The sequence below is a fragment of the Streptomyces sp. NPDC098789 genome, from assembly GCF_044759975.1.
Lineage (GTDB): Bacteria > Actinomycetota > Actinomycetes > Streptomycetales > Streptomycetaceae > Streptomyces.
The window spans coordinates 473525-490108 of sequence record NZ_JBIWAJ010000001.1 but is presented as its reverse complement, the minus strand read 5'-3'; the positions used below and the strand labels follow the sequence as shown (position 1 = coordinate 490108).

General features: G+C 73.7%; 15 protein-coding genes. 8 read left to right on the top strand and 7 right to left on the bottom strand.

All coding sequences use genetic code 11. The annotated features are described in order from the left end of the window. Nucleotides 1-5: 5 nt before the first annotated feature. Nucleotides 6-2492, bottom strand: coding sequence for a helicase-associated domain-containing protein (locus ACIQWR_RS02465; RefSeq protein WP_404004485.1), 2487 nt, complete (start codon nt 2490-2492; stop codon nt 6-8). Between the two features lie 46 nt (nt 2493-2538). Further along, nucleotides 2539-3972 carry an ATP-binding protein gene (locus ACIQWR_RS02460; protein ID WP_404004483.1) on the bottom strand — a complete coding sequence of 478 codons (1434 nt, stop codon included), beginning with the start codon at nt 3970-3972 and terminating at the stop codon, nt 2539-2541. 269 nt (nt 3973-4241) lie between these two features. Here ACIQWR_RS02460 and ACIQWR_RS02455 point away from each other — a divergent pair, with 269 nt between their 5' ends. Then, nucleotides 4242-5240, top strand: coding sequence for an XdhC family protein (locus tag ACIQWR_RS02455; protein ID WP_404004481.1), 999 nt, complete (start codon nt 4242-4244; stop codon nt 5238-5240). 63 nt (nt 5241-5303) lie between these two features. Then, nucleotides 5304-5636 (top strand): DUF6479 family protein, encoded by a 333-nt coding sequence (locus tag ACIQWR_RS02450; RefSeq protein WP_404004479.1) that lies wholly within the window; start codon nt 5304-5306, stop codon nt 5634-5636. Nucleotides 5637-5714: 78 nt separating this feature from the next. Here ACIQWR_RS02450 and ACIQWR_RS02445 read toward each other — a convergent pair whose 3' ends face one another. Continuing rightward, the gene (locus ACIQWR_RS02445; RefSeq protein WP_404004476.1) at nt 5715-6833 is read right to left on the bottom strand and encodes a Ku protein; all 1119 of its coding nucleotides are present in this window, start codon (nt 6831-6833) and stop codon (nt 5715-5717) included. 31 nt (nt 6834-6864) lie between these two features. Between ACIQWR_RS02445 and ligD the strand changes: the two genes are divergently transcribed. Together ligD and ACIQWR_RS02435 are read left to right on the top strand one after the other, a co-directional pair. Next, nucleotides 6865-7806, top strand: a complete 942-nt coding sequence (ligD, locus tag ACIQWR_RS02440; protein ID WP_404004473.1) for a non-homologous end-joining DNA ligase — start codon at nt 6865-6867, stop codon at nt 7804-7806. After that, nucleotides 7806-8771 (top strand): ATP-dependent DNA ligase, encoded by a 966-nt coding sequence (locus ACIQWR_RS02435; protein WP_404005023.1) that lies wholly within the window; start codon nt 7806-7808, stop codon nt 8769-8771. The genes ligD and ACIQWR_RS02435 overlap by 1 nt, the downstream gene beginning before the upstream one ends. Nucleotides 8772-8963: 192 nt before the next feature. Here ACIQWR_RS02435 and ACIQWR_RS02430 read toward each other — a convergent pair whose 3' ends face one another. Next, on the bottom strand, nt 8964-9782 hold the full coding sequence (locus ACIQWR_RS02430; RefSeq protein WP_404004470.1) for a nuclease-related domain-containing protein: 819 nt from the start codon (nt 9780-9782) through the stop codon (nt 8964-8966). A 184-nt stretch (nt 9783-9966) separates the two neighbouring features. On the opposite strand from ACIQWR_RS02430, the gene ACIQWR_RS02425 reads away from it, so the two are divergent. From ACIQWR_RS02425 to ACIQWR_RS02415, 3 genes are all read left to right on the top strand, one after another. Beyond that, entirely contained in the window at nt 9967-10683 is a 717-nt protein-coding gene (locus tag ACIQWR_RS02425) for a hypothetical protein (protein WP_404004468.1), read from the top strand. Nucleotides 10684-10897: 214 nt separating this feature from the next. After that, nucleotides 10898-11776, top strand: coding sequence for a hypothetical protein (locus ACIQWR_RS02420; RefSeq protein ID WP_404004465.1), 879 nt, complete (start codon nt 10898-10900; stop codon nt 11774-11776). Between the two features lie 47 nt (nt 11777-11823). Further along, nucleotides 11824-13146 (top strand): histidine kinase dimerization/phospho-acceptor domain-containing protein, encoded by a 1323-nt coding sequence (locus tag ACIQWR_RS02415; protein ID WP_404005022.1) that lies wholly within the window; start codon nt 11824-11826, stop codon nt 13144-13146. Here the strand turns inward: ACIQWR_RS02415 and ACIQWR_RS02410 are convergent. The 3 genes from ACIQWR_RS02410 to ACIQWR_RS02400 form a co-directional block, all read right to left on the bottom strand. After that, nucleotides 13129-13455: a hypothetical protein gene (locus ACIQWR_RS02410; protein ID WP_404004462.1), complete on the bottom strand. Its 327-nt coding sequence runs from the start codon at nt 13453-13455 to the stop codon at nt 13129-13131. The genes ACIQWR_RS02415 and ACIQWR_RS02410 overlap by 18 nt on opposite strands. Before the next feature lie 29 nt (nt 13456-13484). Then, a complete protein-coding gene (locus ACIQWR_RS02405; protein WP_404004460.1) occupies nt 13485-14222 on the bottom strand; it encodes a TetR/AcrR family transcriptional regulator in 738 nt (245 codons plus the stop codon). Between the two features lie 109 nt (nt 14223-14331). Next, the gene (locus ACIQWR_RS02400) at nt 14332-15261 is read right to left on the bottom strand and encodes a diiron oxygenase (protein WP_404004457.1); all 930 of its coding nucleotides are present in this window, start codon (nt 15259-15261) and stop codon (nt 14332-14334) included. A gap of 187 nt (nt 15262-15448) precedes the next feature. Here ACIQWR_RS02400 and ACIQWR_RS02395 point away from each other — a divergent pair, with 187 nt between their 5' ends. After that, nucleotides 15449-16567 (top strand): ferritin-like domain-containing protein, encoded by a 1119-nt coding sequence (locus ACIQWR_RS02395; RefSeq protein WP_404004455.1) that lies wholly within the window; start codon nt 15449-15451, stop codon nt 16565-16567. The last annotated feature ends 17 nt before the right edge of the window (nt 16568-16584 follow it).

Here is a 16584-nt window from a genome sequence, read left to right as displayed (position 1 = left end):
CGGTGTCACCCGTCGCTTCCCCGGCCCGACAGCAGGCCGGCCAGGGTCCGGGCGCTCGCCGGGCCGCCTCGGACCGGTCCGCCGTACATCGCCCGGGCCTGGTCCAGGGTGGGGAGGAGGCTGGGCGCGCGGTCCGTGGGGGCGCGGTCCAGGACGGTGGTGCCTGTTTCGGCTTCATGGGTGGGGGCGTAGCCGGCCGTGCGGAGGGCTGACAGCGTCTCCTCCGGCGGGGCTGTGGAGATCAGGACCGTGGGGGCGATGCGGCGCAGGCGGAGTGTGGTCAGGCCGCGGGCCTGGGCCACCTCGGCGATCAGCGCGGTGTCGTCCGAGCGGATGCAGCAGGCCGAGCGGACGACCTTGAGTTGTCCGTGGGTGCGGGCGCTGTCCTTGATCGTGTAGGCGAGCGGTTGGGGCAGTGCGGTGCCCTGTTCGCTTGCCTCCGTGAGGCGGCCGAGGAGCGCGTCCGCGCTCCAGCCGGCGTCCAGGGCCCGGCGGATGGAGGTTGCCGTGATGCGCCAGACCACCGCGTGCCCCTCGGACTCGATGTCACCGACAGCGGAGAGCAGGTCGGCGAGGGCGGGCGCGGGCGCACCGGTGACGGTGGCGGTCAGGTCGCTCTGGAAGCGGGCCGTCTCGCTGGGCTCGGGCAGCACGGCGTACAGGTCCTCGCGCAGCGCGGTCACCGCATGCGCCAGCGTAGGGCGCGGGGACAGGTCCTCGCCCAGGCCATCGGCGTCGCGGGCGGACGGGTCCGTGCCCGCGCCGGGCACCGCCGGGTAGTGGTGGGCCGCTCCCGCCTCCAGCAGTCGACACAGGGCCCGCCCGATGGGGGTGAGCGCGCCGTGGGCGACCACGCCGAGCAGGGCCGCCTCCGTCAGGGTGGCCGCCAGGCGATCGAGCACTCCGTGCAGGCCGGTCAGCTCCCCGGCGTCGTCCGTGGCCAGGTGGGCGCGCAGGGCGGGCCGGAACCACGCGGCCAGGGAGAGGAGTTCGGCGTAGCCCCGCGCGTCGCCGGTCAACCCGTGTCCGTCGGGAAGGACGGCGAGCGCTCGTAGGACACCGGTGCGCAGGGTCACGGCGTCCTCGTCCTGCGGGCTGACGAGCGCCACCGGGGTCTCGTCGGGGTCCGGCCAGTGGCTGAGCACTGCGGGGACCACGGCCCAGGCGGCCAGCAGCGGCAGCAGCTTGCCCGCGGCGGGGGCGGCCGCCCAGGCGTCGTAACGGTCGCTCGGCAGCAGCCGGGCGGAGGGCTTGGGGGCCTTGGGGTTCCGGCGGCCGCGGGGAGCGGGGGCCGGTTCGTCGTCCTGAGGGGCGGCCAGGCCGGCGTTGACCGCGAGGTCCAACCACAGCCGGGTGCCGGCCTCATCGGCCCCGGCCGCCTTGGCGAGCCGCCGGGTGTCCCGTACGGCGATCCCACCCGCCTTGCGGATCGCGACCGGCTGGGCGGCCAGCGCCCGCAGTACCAGTTCGGCCCGCCAGGAGGCCGCCGCGGCGGCCGCGCCGCCCTCACCGTCCCAGCCGGACGGCAGCGGCACGGTGGCGGTGAACGGTTCCGGTTCCAGCCGGGGGCGGGGTGCCGCACCCTCATCGCGCAGTGCACGCGCGACCTCGTACGGAAGCTCCACCAGGTCGGGACCGACCGGGACCAGCAGCCCGCGCACCGCCAGCCAGTCGGTGCCCTCGTCGCCGCTGCCGCCCTCCCGGAAGGCGTACTTGGCGTCGGGGCCCGCGTAGTGCTCGCCGTACCGGCCGACGAAGCAGTGGGTGCGCAGCAGCGGCGGGCCGGGGACCAGGTGGTCCAGGATCTCCCGCGCCCGGCCCGGGGCGTCCGCCACCAGCGACCGCACCCGGGCCGGATCGGCGAACAGGGCGAGGATCAGGTCCTGGGCCTGGTCGCGGGTACGGGCCGCGCCCTCGCCGAAGAGGTGTGCGGCGATCCGCTTGACCTCGGGGGCGTTGTAGGCGTGGGTCAGCAGCCGGTTGGCGGTGCGCCCGTAACCGTCGAAGCCGGTGGCCCGGACGTGCAACAGCGGCGGCAGCGCCAGTCTCCCCTTGGGCGCGGGGAGCAACAGCGCGCGCTCCCGCAGTCGGGCGAGCGCGTGCTCCGCCCGGCCGCGCTCCTCCCCCGGCTCGAACCAGGCCAGTACGTCCCGCTCGGGCACCAGCCGGTCCGCGGGCTCCACCGCGGCGAGGGAGTTCCTCTGTTGCCAGGGATACCGGGGCCCGTCCTCGGCCTCGCCACCGACCACGGGACCGTGCCGCTCCAGGGCGAGGGCGGCGATGGAAGCGAGCAGTTCCAGTTCCCCGGCGGTGCCCGCCATGAGGCCCTGCACCACGGATTCGTCGGTGAGCAGGTGGTCGGCGAGCTCGCGCAGGGTGGTGATCCGTCGGTGCTCGGCCGCGAGCGGCAGATCCCGCTCCTCCAGCAGTTCGGTCAGCTGCACGGGATCCAGGGTGCCCAGCCATTTCGCGAGGGCGGTACGCGCGTTCACCCGGCCAGGCTAGCGACGCCGGGTGACCCCATGGGGGTGACCCCGACTATCGCCAGGCACGAACGAGGTCTTCCGGACCCCAGTGCGCCGCGAGAGGCAGATCGGCCTCGACACCACAACGCGATACCGCCACCAGCGCCGTGCCCGGCTCGGCGCCGGGCACGGCGAGCACGTCCCGCACCAGGGCGTCGTACTCACGCCGGCCGAACGGCTGCGACTCCAACCACTTCACCGAGCCGATGAAGTGAACCTGCCCCGCGACGGGTTCACGGTCGGCTCCGATCAGGTCGATCTCCGGGTTGTTCTGCCGGTTCCACCAACCTCCGACCGCCTCCGTCCGCGGCCACCTCTCGTCGGGCAGCAGGCGCAGCAGGGACTCCCGGATCAGCGGCTCGACGGCCCGGCCCCGCCAGGTCGTCCACGACCGCTCGATGCGCTCCAGCGCCAGATCGCCGCGACCCCGTTCGACGAGCGGGATCCCGCGCTGCAAAAACGCCAGCCAGAACCGGAGGTACGGATCGGCGATGCGATAACGCTTGTTCTTGTTGTCCGCCTTGACCGACAGCGGCAGGTCAGCGGCCAGGACCCGCTTGGACAGCAGTGTGTTCAACAGTGGAGACAGCGTCCCCGAGGGCAGCGCGCCCGCGCCGCCGGCCTGTGCGGCAATGGTGGAGAACGTCCGCTCGCCGCTGCCGACCGCTTCCAGGATCGCGCGCGAGTGGGACGCCTCGGGAAACTCCCCGAGCAGCGACAGCTCGCCCGCCACCAACAGCGGCGCGAGCGGGTTGTTCACCGCCTCGCGCAGGAAGTCTCCGCGGCCCATCCCCGGCCGCCAGGACTGAACGATCTCCGGGAACCCTCCGGTGATCAGCAGCGCGTCCACCGCTTCCGCCGCGGCAAGGCCGGTCATCGCCTGCACATCGGCCAGATGCAGCGGCCGCACGGTCATCTTCGTCGCCCGGCCGAAGAACGGGCGTCCATAGGACTGCAGCGCTTCCATCACCGACATGTCACTGCCGACCAGGATCAACAGGACCGGCTTGGCGGACAGGTGCCGGTCCCAGACCGTCTGCAGCGCCCCCTCGAACTCCCCGTCCTGTTCCACCAGCCACGGCACCTCGTCGATCACCACGATGCTCGGGGCATCGTCCGGAACCGCGACCGCCAGGGAACGCAGCGCCTGGTTCCAGTCGGCGGCCTGCAACCCGGCCACCAGCTCGGCTCCGGGCAGAGCGGAATGCGCCAGCGTCGCGGCGAAGTCCGCCCGCTCGGTCACGGCATTGCGCCCCCGGGTCGCCTGGAAGACCACGTACGGCATCCCGGAACGGTCGCAGAACTCCTGGACCAGGCGAGATTTGCCCACCCGGCGCCGCCCCGTCACGATCACGGCCTGGCCACGCGTGGCGCCCGCGGCATCGGCTACCAGACCCAGTTGCCGAGCCAGCTGATCCAGGTCAGCGGCCCTGCCCTTGAACTCCATCAGTGTCACCTCCCCAGCATCCATGAAACATAGATTCGATATTACGTAGATCGAATCTTACTTAGATGCTAGCTCGTCTCCGACGTCCGGCGGGTCGGCCGCGCGGTGATCGGGTTCCGGCGGGACGTACGAGTGGGGTGGGGTGCGGATCGGCGGTTTTGCGGGTTGGGGTGGCGGGTCGGGGTCCCTAGGATCTGGGGCAGGCTGCATCGTGCCGCTGACCTGGCACTTTGTGGATCGGGAGTCTTACGGCGATCGAGGTGGCAGGCATGCGTGAGCTGGCCGAGACGGCACGGCAGTGGATCTCGGAGGGGCGGGCCGGTTTTCTGGCGCGGCCCGTCACCGAGCAGGGGTTCGGGCCCCGGGACGCCGGTGGGGCGGTGCTCGTCGATCCGCGCGGGGAGTGCGTGGGGGCCCTGTACCGGGGGGTCTTCGACGCCGAGCTCGTCGCGGAGGCGGGGGCGGTCGGGGCCGGGGAGAGCGCCCGGGTGTGCGAGGTGTCCGTCCGCGGGGCGGAGGCCATGGAGGCGCGGCTGACCTGCGGCGGGCAGGCGGAGATCCTGCTCCAGCCGCTCTCGGCGGTACCGGCCGCGTGGTGGGAGCTGCTGGCCGAGGGCGTCGGGGTGGCGCTGGTGACGCGCCTGAACGAGGCCGCCGACCAGGCCGTCAGTGAGGTCGTACGGGCGCTCGACGCCCCCGCCACCGACGCGGAGCGGCGGGCCTCGGAGCTGCTGGGCACGCACCGGGCGGGGCGCGACGCGCTGTACGGGGAGTCCGGGCTGGTGCTCGTCGAGGCGTACCCCTCCGCGCCCTGCCTGGTGATCGGCGGGGGCGGCGAGCTGGCGCGCGTCATCGAGCGCCAGGCCCTGCTGCTGGGCTGGGACGCCGTGCTGGTCGACGACGGCGCGGAGGCGGGCAAGGTGCTGGAGGCCCGTCGGGACGGCGCGTGCCTGGTGATGCTCAGCCACGAGCCGGACTTCGACGTCCCGACGCTGCGGGGCGCGCTGGCGAGCGGAATCCCGTACGTCGGTGCGCTCGGCTCCCGCAAGACGCAGGCGCGGCGGCGCGAGGCGCTGCTGGCGGACGGGGTAGGCGAGGCGCAGCTGGCCCGGGTGCACGGCCCGATCGGGCTGGACCTGGGGGCCCGGACGCCGGCGGAGACCGCACTCGCGATCTGCGCGGAGATCCTGGGCGTGCTGAGCTCCCGGGGCGATGCGGCGCGGGGCACGGGGGCACTGCGCGACACGGACGGGCCCATATATTCATAGTTTGTAGTTGTTTTTCGTGATTTCTTGGGCATGGCGGGGGTCCGGCGCGGGTACCAATCCGACATGGACACGACCCTGAGCGACATCGCGTGGTTCCTGGTCGTCGGGATTGCCGTGGTCGGCTTCCTGATCGGCGCCTTCTGGATGGGCAAGAAGGTCCGGGCGCAGGAACCAGCGCCCCCCACCCCCGAGAGCCAGCCGCACCTGCCGGACGGCGGCGCGGTCTACGAGCTGCTGGAGGAGCGGGAACCGGTCGAGATCCCCGAGGGCGGCCTGCGGCCGCACGAGATGCAGGGGTACGGGAACTTCGGCTCGACCACCTCCAGCCATCCGGAGGAGGTCAAGGCGGCGCGCGACGCCGAGTACACGACCTGGCACCGCCCCGCCACTCCCTGAGCGGAGCAGCGTCGAACGTGGTGGTGGGCGGCCCCTCGGGCCGCCCACCACCACGTTCACGTCACCACCCCGTTCACGTCAGGCCGAGCTGCGTCCCCGGGGAGCGGCCTTCTTCGTGGCGGACGCCGTCTTGGCCGTTGTCTTGGCCGTTGTCTTGGCCGTTGTCTTGCCCGTCGTCGTCTTGCCCGTCGTCGTCTTGGCCGCCGTGGCCGTCGTGGCCGTTGCCGTCTTGGCCTTCGTCGCCCTCGTCGTCTTGGTCGCGGTGGCGGCCTTCTTCGTGGTCGGCGACGCCGCCGTCGACTTCTTGCCGGTGGCCGCCTTGGGGGCCGCGGCCGCCTTCGGGGCGTTCTTGCGGGCCGCCTGCGGGCGGATCGGGGTCACCTCGGCCACCTCGGCCGGCTCCGCCGCCTCGCCGCGCGACGCCTTGGCCGCCCGTACGCTCTTCTCCAGGGCCGCCATCAGGTCGATCACCTGCGCGTCCCCGCTCGCCTCCGGGGCCTGCGTCGGGGTCACGGCCTCCCCCGACTCCGACTTCGCCGCCAGCATGGCCTCCACCGCCGTGCGGTAGTCGTCGTGCAGCGAGGCCACCTCCACCTCGCCGAGCGTGGCCATCAGGGCGTCCGCGAGGTCCAGCTCGGCTTCCCGGATCGTCACCTTCGTCTCCGGTGCCACGCCCTCCGGCACGCGGATCTCGTCCGGCCACAGGAGGCCGTGCATGGCGATGACGTCGTCCACCACCCGCAGCATGCCGAGCCGCTCGCGCCCGCGCAGCGCGAACTTGGCGATCGCGACCCGGTCGCTGCGCTTGAGGGCCTCGCGCAGCAGGGTGTAGGGCTTGGCCGCCGGGACGCCGTTCGCCGCGAGGTAGTACGCCGCGTCCATCTGGAGCGGATCGATCTGCGCGGCGGGGACGAAGGTCACGATCTCGATCGTCCTGGCCGTGGGCAGCGGCAGCGTCGCGAGGTCCTCGTCCGTGATCGGGATGACCGATCCGTCCGCCTCCTCGTACCCCTTGCCGATCTCGGTCGAGCCGACCTCCTCGCCGTCCAGCTCGCACACCTTGCGGTAGCGGATGCGGCCGCCGTCGGCGGTGTGGATCTGCCGGAAGGAGATCGCATGGTTCTCGGTGGCGTTCACGAGCTTGATCGGGATGCTGACCAGGCCGAAGGAGATGGCCCCGTTCCAAATGGATCGCACGGTTCCTCCTGTTTCGTGGCAATCTCATCGTATGACGCCGATCACAACGGTGGAGGGGCGTCGCCTCGCGCTCAGCAACCTGGACAAGGTCATCTATCCGGGCAACGGCTTCACCAAGGGCGAGGTGCTGCACTACTACGCCACCGTCGCGGGCGCCCTCTTGCCCCACGTGCGCGACCGGCCCGTGTCGTTCCTGCGCTATCCGGACGGGGCGGACGGCCAGCGGTTCTTCACGAAGAACCCGCCGCCGGGCACGCCCGCGTGGGTGGAGACCGTACGGGTGCCGCGCTCCGAGGACCAGCTCGCCGAGCAGGTCGTGGTGGGCGATCTGGCGACGCTCGTGTGGGCCGCGAACCTGGTCGTGGAGTTCCACGTGCCGCAGTGGACCACCGGGCGGCCCGCGGTCGCGGACCGGCTGGTCCTCGACCTCGACCCCGGGGCCCCGGCGGGCGTGGCGGAGTGCTGCGCCGTCGCGCTGTGGCTGCGGGAGCGGCTGGAGGCGGACGGGCTGGAGGCGTACGCGAAGACCTCCGGTTCGAAGGGGATGCACCTGTCGGTGCCGCTGGAGCCGACCCCGTCCGAGCGGGTGTCGGCGTACGCGAAGGCCCTCGCCCAGGAGGCGGAGGGCGCCCTGCCCGAGCTGGTCGTCCACCGGATGGCGAAGGCGCTGCGGCCCGGGAAGGTGTTCGTCGACCACAGTCAGAACGCGGCGGCCAAGACCACCGCCGCGCCCTACACCCTGCGGGCGCGGGCGCTGCCGACGGTGTCCGCGCCGGTGTCCTGGGCCGAGGTGGCCGGCGGCGCGCGGGACCGGGACCCCGGGGCGCTGGTCTTCGTCGCCGACGAGGTGGTGGCGCGCCTGGCCCGGGACGGGGACCTGTTCGCGCCGCTGGCCGACCCCGCCCGCGCCCGGGCGCTGCCGCGCGCCGGCGGTCGTACGGAGCCTGGTGGCCGTACGGCGGGTGCGCCGTGATCCGGGTCGCGCTGGCCGCCGCCGTGCGGGAGCTGCCGCGGGGCGCGGGGCTGGCGTACGAGCCGAAGTTCGACGGGCACCGGCTGGTGGTCCGGCGGACCGTCGAGGGCGTGGAACTGCAGGCCCGGTCGGGGCGGGTGGTGACGAGCGCCTTCCCCGATCTGGCCGCCGCGGCGCGGCAGCTGCCCGCCGGCACCACGCTGGACGGCGAGGTGGTGGTCTGGCACGCGGGCCGCACGGACTTCGCGCTGGTCCAGCGGCGGGCCGCGGCGACGGCCGCCCGGGCGGTGCTGCTGGCCAGGAGCCTGCCGGCGTCCTACGCGGCCTTCGACGTCCTGGAGCTGGCCGGGCTGGATCTGCGGGCGCGGCCGTACGAGCGGCGCCGGGCGCTGTTGGTCGATCTGCTGCTGCCGCTGGGGCCGCCGCTCCAGCCGGTGCCGATGACGACCGACCCAGCACTGGCGGCGACCTGGTACGAGACCCTGCCGGCCAGCGGGATCGAGGGCCTGGTGATCAAGCGGCTGGACCAGGCGTACCCCGCGGGCCGGCGGGGCTGGCAGAAGCTCCGGCACACGGACACGCGGGACGCGGCGGTGGTCGGGTACACGGGCACGGCGGCGCGGCCGCTGGCGCTGGTCCTGGTCCTCTCGGGCGACGGGGACGGTGATCCGGAGCCCGGCGCCGGCACGGCTCCGGACGCCGGGACCGGCCCGGGGGGCCTCCCGGACCCGGACCTCGACGCGCCCCTGGTCTCCAGTCCGCTGTCCGCCGCCGTCCGGGCGGAGGTGGCCGCGGTGCTGGCCGCCGCGCGGGGCCGGGGGGACCCGGGCGGCGGGACGGTCACCGCGATCGGGTTCGGCGAGGTGGCGTACCGCGCGGTCGATCCGCCGCTGACGGTGGAGGTCCGCTGCGCGTCGGGCCGCCACCCGCCGCCGGAGGTGCTGCGGCTGCGCCCCTCCTGGTGAGCCGGTCCGTCCCGGTGGGGCGCGGCAGCGGTGCCCTCCGGGGGCGCCTCAAACGCCGGCGGGGCTGGATTCGGGCAGCCTCGGACCCCACCTGGACCCGGGAGGCGCGCGAGCGACCGTCCCTCCGGGGGCGCCTCAAACGCCGCCGGCGGCGCTGGATTCGGGCGGCCCGCGTGGAGCCGTGGGGGTGGGTCAGACGTCTGACCAGGTGTGGCGGTTGCGGGCCGTCGTGAAGAGGGCCTCGATGTCCGAGGGCTTGAGCGTGGCCGGGGCGCGGGTGAGTCGTGCGGCCGCGGTGGCCGGTTCGAGGACCGCCACGTCGCGCAGGGACGGCACCTTCTCCAGCCGGTTCGACTCGACCACCACGAGCGCCGGGGTGACCGCGGTGACCAGCGCGTGCGTCGCGCGCTCGGCGGCCCGCCGGACCCAGCGGACGTCCGGCCGGGGCTCGGCACGCCCGACGGTGACGAGCAGGTCGCCCACGTGGACCCGCTGCCGGCGGCCCGCCACGGCGCGCACGCACCACACCCCGCCCGGCCCGATCAGCAGGTGGTCGATCCGGCCCGCCCCCGGCAGCGGCACCGCGTGCAGCGCCCGCCAGCCCGCACCCTCCAGGGCGTCCAGCTCGGCCCCGACCCGCTCCTGGGCGAGCAGGTCCGGGCGCATCCGGTGGCGGGTACGGGCCCCCGCGGCGCCGTGTTCCAGCTCGCCCAGCAGGGCCTCGCCGGGGCGGTTCGGGGCCAGGTCGTCGTCCGGGTGGAGGGACAGCCGGGCCAGGTCCGCCGCGCTGGGCACGGGGGGCGGGCCGACGGTCCAGGCTCCGGTCAGGTAGGGACGTAACACCGCCAGCGCCGCGTCCCGGTGCCGGTCGGACAGGACGCTGACCCGGCCGGCCGGCCGGTCGTACCAGGCGACGCTGCGCCCGTCGGGCAGATTGACCCACAGTCGGCCACGGTCGGGCAGCACCTTGAGTCCGAGCCCGAGGCCGTGTTCCCGTTCACGATCACGCATCTCCCTCACCCCCGCCGTCCATGGGAGCAGGCGCGGCCGCGCGCGGCAATCCCCCGGTTGTGTAACGACACCGCCGGGACCCTGCCGCCTCGCTGTTACAAAGCCACCACGGAACTGCAACGGCCGCGGCCTACGTTTATGCCACCTGGACACGCCAGGGCCCGACCTGCGATGAAGGAACCCCGTGAGCACCGTCCGCCGCACCATCGTTCGCGCCGCCGCCGTGACCGCCTGCGCCGGAAGCCTGCTGGCGCTGCCCGCTGCCGCCGCGCTCGCCGACGGGCTGCCCGCCGCGACGTCCGCACAGGCCGCGACCGCCCCGCAGCGGGTCCTCGTCAAGAGCCTGACCCTCGCGGACGGCGTGTCCACCGCGCGGGTCTACCGGGTCGCCCAGGGCGCCTACCAGGCCGACATCCTGCGCGACGGGTCCAAGGTCTCCACCCTCAGCAGCCGCGCCGGCGCCCCCGGCTACGGCCGCGCGGACGGGCTGCGCCTCGCCCTCCAGCCCGACGGCCGGATCTCCTCCTGGTCCGCGGGCGCGTCGGCCGGCACGGCGGCGTCGCCGGCCACCGACGGGAACGACGTCGTACCGGCCGCGCTGTCCTCCTCCGCCGACGGCCACAAGACCGCGCGGCGGACCGGCTTCGCCGACGCCGCCACCATCACCCCGTCCACGACCCTGCGCACGTCCACGACCACGGGCGCGTCCACGACCACGGGCGCGTCCACGACCACGGGCGCCGCCTCCGGCGCCGAGCGCACGGTGGCCCTGCGGCTCGGCACGCTGACCGGCGCGCCCGACGACGGCGCACTGCTGATCGCCGCGGGCGGCGGCATGGCGGCCGTCGGCGCGGCGGGCCTGGGCTTCGCGATGCTGCGGCGCGGGCGCACCGAGGCCTGACCGGCCGGGACCCCCGTAACGACCCCCGCCACGCCCCCTCCACGCCCCTCCACTCCCCCCGCCGCGACCTCCCGGAACGGCCTCCGGTACGGTCCCCGGACCCGCGCCGTCGCGCTCACGAACCGGACGGCCGCGCAATCGGGGCGTACCTCTGCATATGGTTGACGGGACAGGTTCGGTCGGCGACGCAGGGGACGGGAGGACGCAGGGGTCCGTGAAGACGTTCCGCACGCGCGTCCGTACGCGCCTCCGCACCCGGCACCCCGCGCGCTCCCGTTCCCGTACCCCGGCGCTCCCCGCGCTGCTGGCCGTCGCCGTGCTGCTGGCCGCGACCCCGGTGGTCGCGGGATGCAGCAACACCGGCGGGCTGTCCAGCGCCGGGGCGACCCCGACCGCGAACGGGCCCGTGCACCTGTGGCCCGAGCGCAAGGGCGCCACCGTGCCGCCCGCCGATCCGGGCGGGGCGCCGCCCGAGTACGTCAAGGGCATCCCGCCGGTCAAGGACCAGAACGTGCACGGCGTGGATCCGGTCGCGCTCATCCAGGCCGAGGTCAGGAACCACCGGGGCGCCACCGTCGGGCCCGACGGGATGCCGCGGGAGACGGCCGAGGCGATCCTGGCGTGCCCGACCGGGCAGCAGCCCGCGGAGCCGGGCGCCGCGAAGTCGGCGAAGTGCCCGGTGCTCACGCCGTACTACCGCGATCTGACCGGCAACGACAAGGACGAGCTGATCGTCGGCTTCGAGCTGCCGGACCAGCAGATGTCGGTGCGGGTCTACACCGCCGACGCGGACGGCCGGCTGAACCGGATCATGGCCACCACCGACTCCGTGATCAGCGTCGAGCTGGCGGGGCGGGACGTGGTGCTGCACGTGCCGAGCGCGAACCCCGGCTACGAGCTGAACACCGCCTGGTCCTGGGACGAGAAGCAGCGGACCATGCTGCCGACGCGGGAGCAGATCATCCGGGTGCCGCAACGACCGGGCGCCGGCGTGAGCCCGCAGCCGCTGCGGCCCCGCCGCGGGACGAACGGCGGCGGCGGGAACGGTGGCGTGGCGGGCGGCGGCACGGTGAACGGCGGCGGTACGTCGTGACCACACCCAGCGGTCCGCGCGCCCGCGCGGGAGCGCTCCGGGAGCGGATCCCGCTGCGGCTGCCGGCCTGGACGGCCACCCTGACCTGGAAGTCGGCGTGCTTCATCGTGGTGATGTGCTGCACGCTCGCGGCCGTGCTCGGTGCGCTCGTGCACGTCGCGGTCACCCGGCAGACGGTCGCCACCGCCCGCGACAAGGCCCTCGGCAAACTGCACGACGCCTCCCGCTCGTACGAGGCCGGCGAGAACCTGCCGCCGGACTCCGCCATCGACCCGGCGGGGCTGCCGGCCTCGCTGCGCGCGCTCGCGGTCTCCGGGCAGCGGGGCACGATCGTCAGCGACTACGACGGCCGCCCGGTCATGTGGGCGGCGGCGCCCGCCGACGGCCGGGCCCTGGCGACGGCCGTCGACTACAGCCAGAGCGCGCGCACGATCAACGGCCTGGACCAGGCGATCATCGGCTCGTCCGTGCTGGCCATCGGGGGCACCCTGCTGGTCGGCGCCTTCGCCGTCACCCGGGTCACCCGCAGGCTGCACCAGACCGCGACCGTCGCCCGCCGGATCACCCAGGGGGACCTGGACGCACGGGTCGGGGACGCCCGCACGAAGGATCCCGCGCGGCGGCAGGACGAGGTGGCGACGGTGGCCGCGGCGCTGGACACGATGGCCGGCAGCCTGCAGTCGAAGCTGCTGAGCGAGCAGCGGTTCACGGCGGACGTGGCGCACGAGCTGCGCACCCCGCTGACCGGCCTGCAGGCCGCCTCGGAGCTGTTGCCGGAGGGCCGTCCGACGCAGCTGGTGCAGGAGCGGGTGCGCACGATGCGCCAGCTCACCGAGGACCTGCTGGAGATCTCCCGGCTGGATTCGGGCAGCGAGCAGGTCGAGACGGACCTGCACCGGCTGGCGGCGGTGGCGGAGCGGGCGGTGCGGGCCTCGGGCACGGCGACGGAGGTCGTCGTGGTGCGCGACGTCTACGTCGAGACGGACCGGCGGCGCCTGGAGCGGGTCCTGGGGAACCTGATCGCGAACGCCCACAAGCACGGTCGGGCGCCGGTGGCGCTGACGGTGGACGGGCCGGTGGTGACCGTACGGGACCATGGGGACGGCTATCCGGAGTACTTGGTGGCGCACGGGCCGCAGCGGTTCCGGTCGGAGCCGCGGGGTGCGGTCACCGGCGCGGGCGGCGGCGCGAAGGGGCACGGGCTCGGCCTGACGATCGCCGTCGGGCAGGCCGAGGTCCTGGGGGCCCGGCTGGTCTTCGCCAACGCGGCGGACGGCGGAGCGCTGGCGACGCTGACGCTGGACGCGCCCACGGGGGACGTGTCCGCGGGGGGCGTGCCCGCGCGGGACGCGTCAGCCGACGGGGCCTGACCCGTCGCGTTCCGCTTCTCGGTCCGTCCCTCGGTCCGTCGCGGCCGGGGTCACCTTGGTCCAGGGCCAGCGGAGCTTCGGCTTCTGCCCCGAGGGGTCGTAGGCGTACTTCCAGCCCTTCTGGAGGTGCAGGCGCTTGGAGTAGCCCGCCGGGACCCGCTGGTAGAGCAGGACCGCGGGCGGTCCGCCCGCCGCGTCCGGGACGGGGATCTCGTACCACTTCGGCGGGTGGCCGGTCGGGCCGAGCAGGATCGGCAGCACTCGGCCGTCCATCGGGCCGCCCTCGAAGGGGGTCGGTTCGCTTCTCACCCCCCCAGTGTCACAGGACGGCCGGGGTGTCACAGCAGGTGGGCGGCCTCGGCGACGACGGGGACCACCCGGCGGGCGAGCACCCCGACCGGGCCGTCCGCGGATTCCAGGGCCAGCGCCGCCCGGGCGGCCGCGGCCGTTTCGGGGTCGGTGGCCGCGGTGGCGGTCAGCAGGGCGATGAACTGGTCCACCAGCCAGTCGCGCAGCTCCGCGACCGGCGGCTCCTTGCCCTCGTCGAGCCAGATCAGCGAGGCCGCCTCGACCGCCGTGATCCAGGTGCGGACCATCATCCGCAGCCGGGGGCCGGGCTGCGGGACGTTCAGGTGGAAGAGGATCTGGCCCGCGGCGGTGCGCCGGATGCCGTCCACGGTGGCCGTCGTGCGGGAGGTCTCCACCACGCTGCCGCCCTGGAGGAGCGCGCTGAAGCCGGCGTCGTGCTCGTCGACGAAGGCGAGGTAGCGGTCCAGGGCGCGGGAGAGCCGCTGGGTCAGCGGGCCCGCCTGCGCTTCGGCGAAGCACTGGCCGAGGACGTCGGCCGCCGAGCGCAGGGCGGCCTCGTACAACTGCTGTTTGCCGCCGGGGAAGTACCGGTAGACCAGGGGGCGCGAGACCCCGGCGGCCTCGGCGACGTCGTCGAGGGAGATGTCCTCCGGGGCCCGGTGCGCGAAGAGCGACAGGGCCGCCTCGATGATCTGCGCCCGCCGTTCCTCGACGCTCAGGCGGCGGTAGGCACGCGGCGCCGGGGCCGCCGGCGGAGTCCGGGTCATGTCCGCAGGGTAACCCCACGGACCGCTCCACCGGCCCGGCATCCGGCCCTCGCGGGCGCGAGCACCACACGGGCATCACGCGGGCGCCCGTGCGGACAACGGGCGGGCGTCAGGCGAGCAGCCCCGAGGTCTGCCAGAGCTTGCGGCCGACCCCGCGCAGGACGCCGATGTCGTCGAGGAAGTCGGTGAGCCGCTTGGCGCCGGTCTGCATGACCTCGCGGCGGTGGCCGCTCGCCTTCACCTGGGCCGTCGCCTCGGCCCGGTCCAGGCCGATGTTCTCGTACACCTGGCCGTTGACGAAGGCGAGCGAGAAGACCCGGGCGGCCTGGCCGCAGCTGACCCGGGTGAGTTCGCGCTCCCAGCGCGGGGCCGTGATCATCTGTCGGCGCAGTTCCTCGCGGGCGTACCGGACGTGCCGGGCCTCCTCGATCACGTGGATCCGGGTGACCCCGCGCACCAGCGGCTGCACGCGCTCGTCCGGGAAGGTCAGGCGCTGCATCCAGTCGAGGATCTCCTCGCCGAGGAGGGTGCAGGCGAAGGAACCGGGCGTGGTCGAGACGGTCTTCAGGACCCGCGCCAGGTTGTGGTTGAGGCGGGAGACCGGGTATTCGGGGGCGCCGCCCTTCTGGATCATGCGCGCGAACATCATCGAGTGGCGGCACTCGTCGGCGATCTCGGTGAGGGCGTAGCGGACGTGACTGCTGGTCAGCGGCTTGTCGTAGATGTGCCGGGTGAGCAGCTGCATGAGGATGATCTCGAACCAGATCCCGAGCGAGCCGAGCGCGGCCGCCTCGTGCCGGGAGAGCTCGATGCGCTGCTCCTCGCCCATCTTCTTCCACAGCGGGGTGTCGTAGAGGGAGAGCAGCTCGGGCGGCCAGTAGTACTTGCCCTCGATCGTCGGGGCGTCCCAGTCGAGTTCCTTGTCGGGGTCGAAGGAGTGCTTGGCCGAGGATTCGAGCAGCCGTTCGGCGACTTGTTCCCGGTCCTTGAGGAGGCCGAGGGCGTCGCGGAGCGCCGCCCGGTCGGTCACGGTCGTCATGGCTCGGACACCTCTCACAGGGTGGGGTCCACGTGGGTTACCAGCGGTCACCTCTTATGAGACTGCTTGTCAGCAAGCCCGTCAATCCCCTGTGCCCGACTTGTTGACCGGCTGTCTACCAACGTGTGACGCTGCCAACTGTCGAGTCCTGCACGGCAGTCAGCGCACGCGCACCCAGGGGGCGTACATGTCGACACACCCGCTCTACACCAAGGACCCGGGCGACCCCGTCTGGCAGGTTCCGGCCTCCGGCGCGGCCCGTTTCAGCTGGGAGTACGACGAGGGGCGCGAGCGGCTCCTCGCCCTCTACCAGAAGGGCAAGGACAAGCAGTGGGACGGAGCGACCCGGATCGACTGGGACCTCGAAGTCGACCCGTACGACCCGCTGGGCACGCCCGACGACGTCCTGACCCTCTACGGCACCCGGCACTGGGCCAAGATGACCGAACGGGACAAGGGTGACCTGCGACGGCACTACACGGCCTGGCAGTTCAGCCAGTTCCTGCACGGCGAACAGGGCGCGATGATCTGCGCGGCGCGCATCGTGGAGTCGGTCCCGGACCTCGACGCGAAGTTCTACTCCGCGACCCAGACCATGGACGAGGCCCGGCACGCCGAGATATACGGCCGCTTCCTGCACGAGAAGATCGGCATGCTCTACCCGGTCAACGACAACCTCCAGGGGCTGCTCGGCGACACCCTGCGCGACTCACGCTGGGACATGCCCTACCTCGGCATGCAGGTGCTGATCGAGGGCCTCGCGCTCGCCGCCTTCGGGATGATCCGCGACACCACGGACAAGCCGCTGCCCAAGCAGATCCTCGCCTACATCATGCAGGACGAGGCCCGGCACGTGGCCTTCGGCCGGATGGCGCTGCGCGACTACTACAAGCAGCTCACCGACGCCGAACTGCGCGAGCGCGAGGAGTTCGTCATCGAGGGCTGCTACTTGATGCGGGACCGGCTGCGCGGGGTGGAGGTGCTGGAGAACTTCGGCATCGGGAAGCAGGAGGCGGCCGAGCTGAGCGAGCAGTCGGAGTTCCTGCACCTGTTCCGCAAGCTGCTGTTCAGCCGGATCGTGCCCTGCGTGAAGGACATCGGGCTGTGGGGGGAACGCCTGCAGAAGGCCTACCTCGACATGGGCGTCTTCGACATGGGCGACTCCAACCTCGACCTGCTGATGGCCCAGGACGAGGAGATCGCCGAGAACCTCGACCGCGAGCGGTTCGCCGAGGAGGAGCGCCGGCGGGTCGCCGAGGTGGAGGCCGCGATCGCGGACGGGGCGTCGGGCACCTCCGGCACCTGACGCTGTGGCCGCCACGG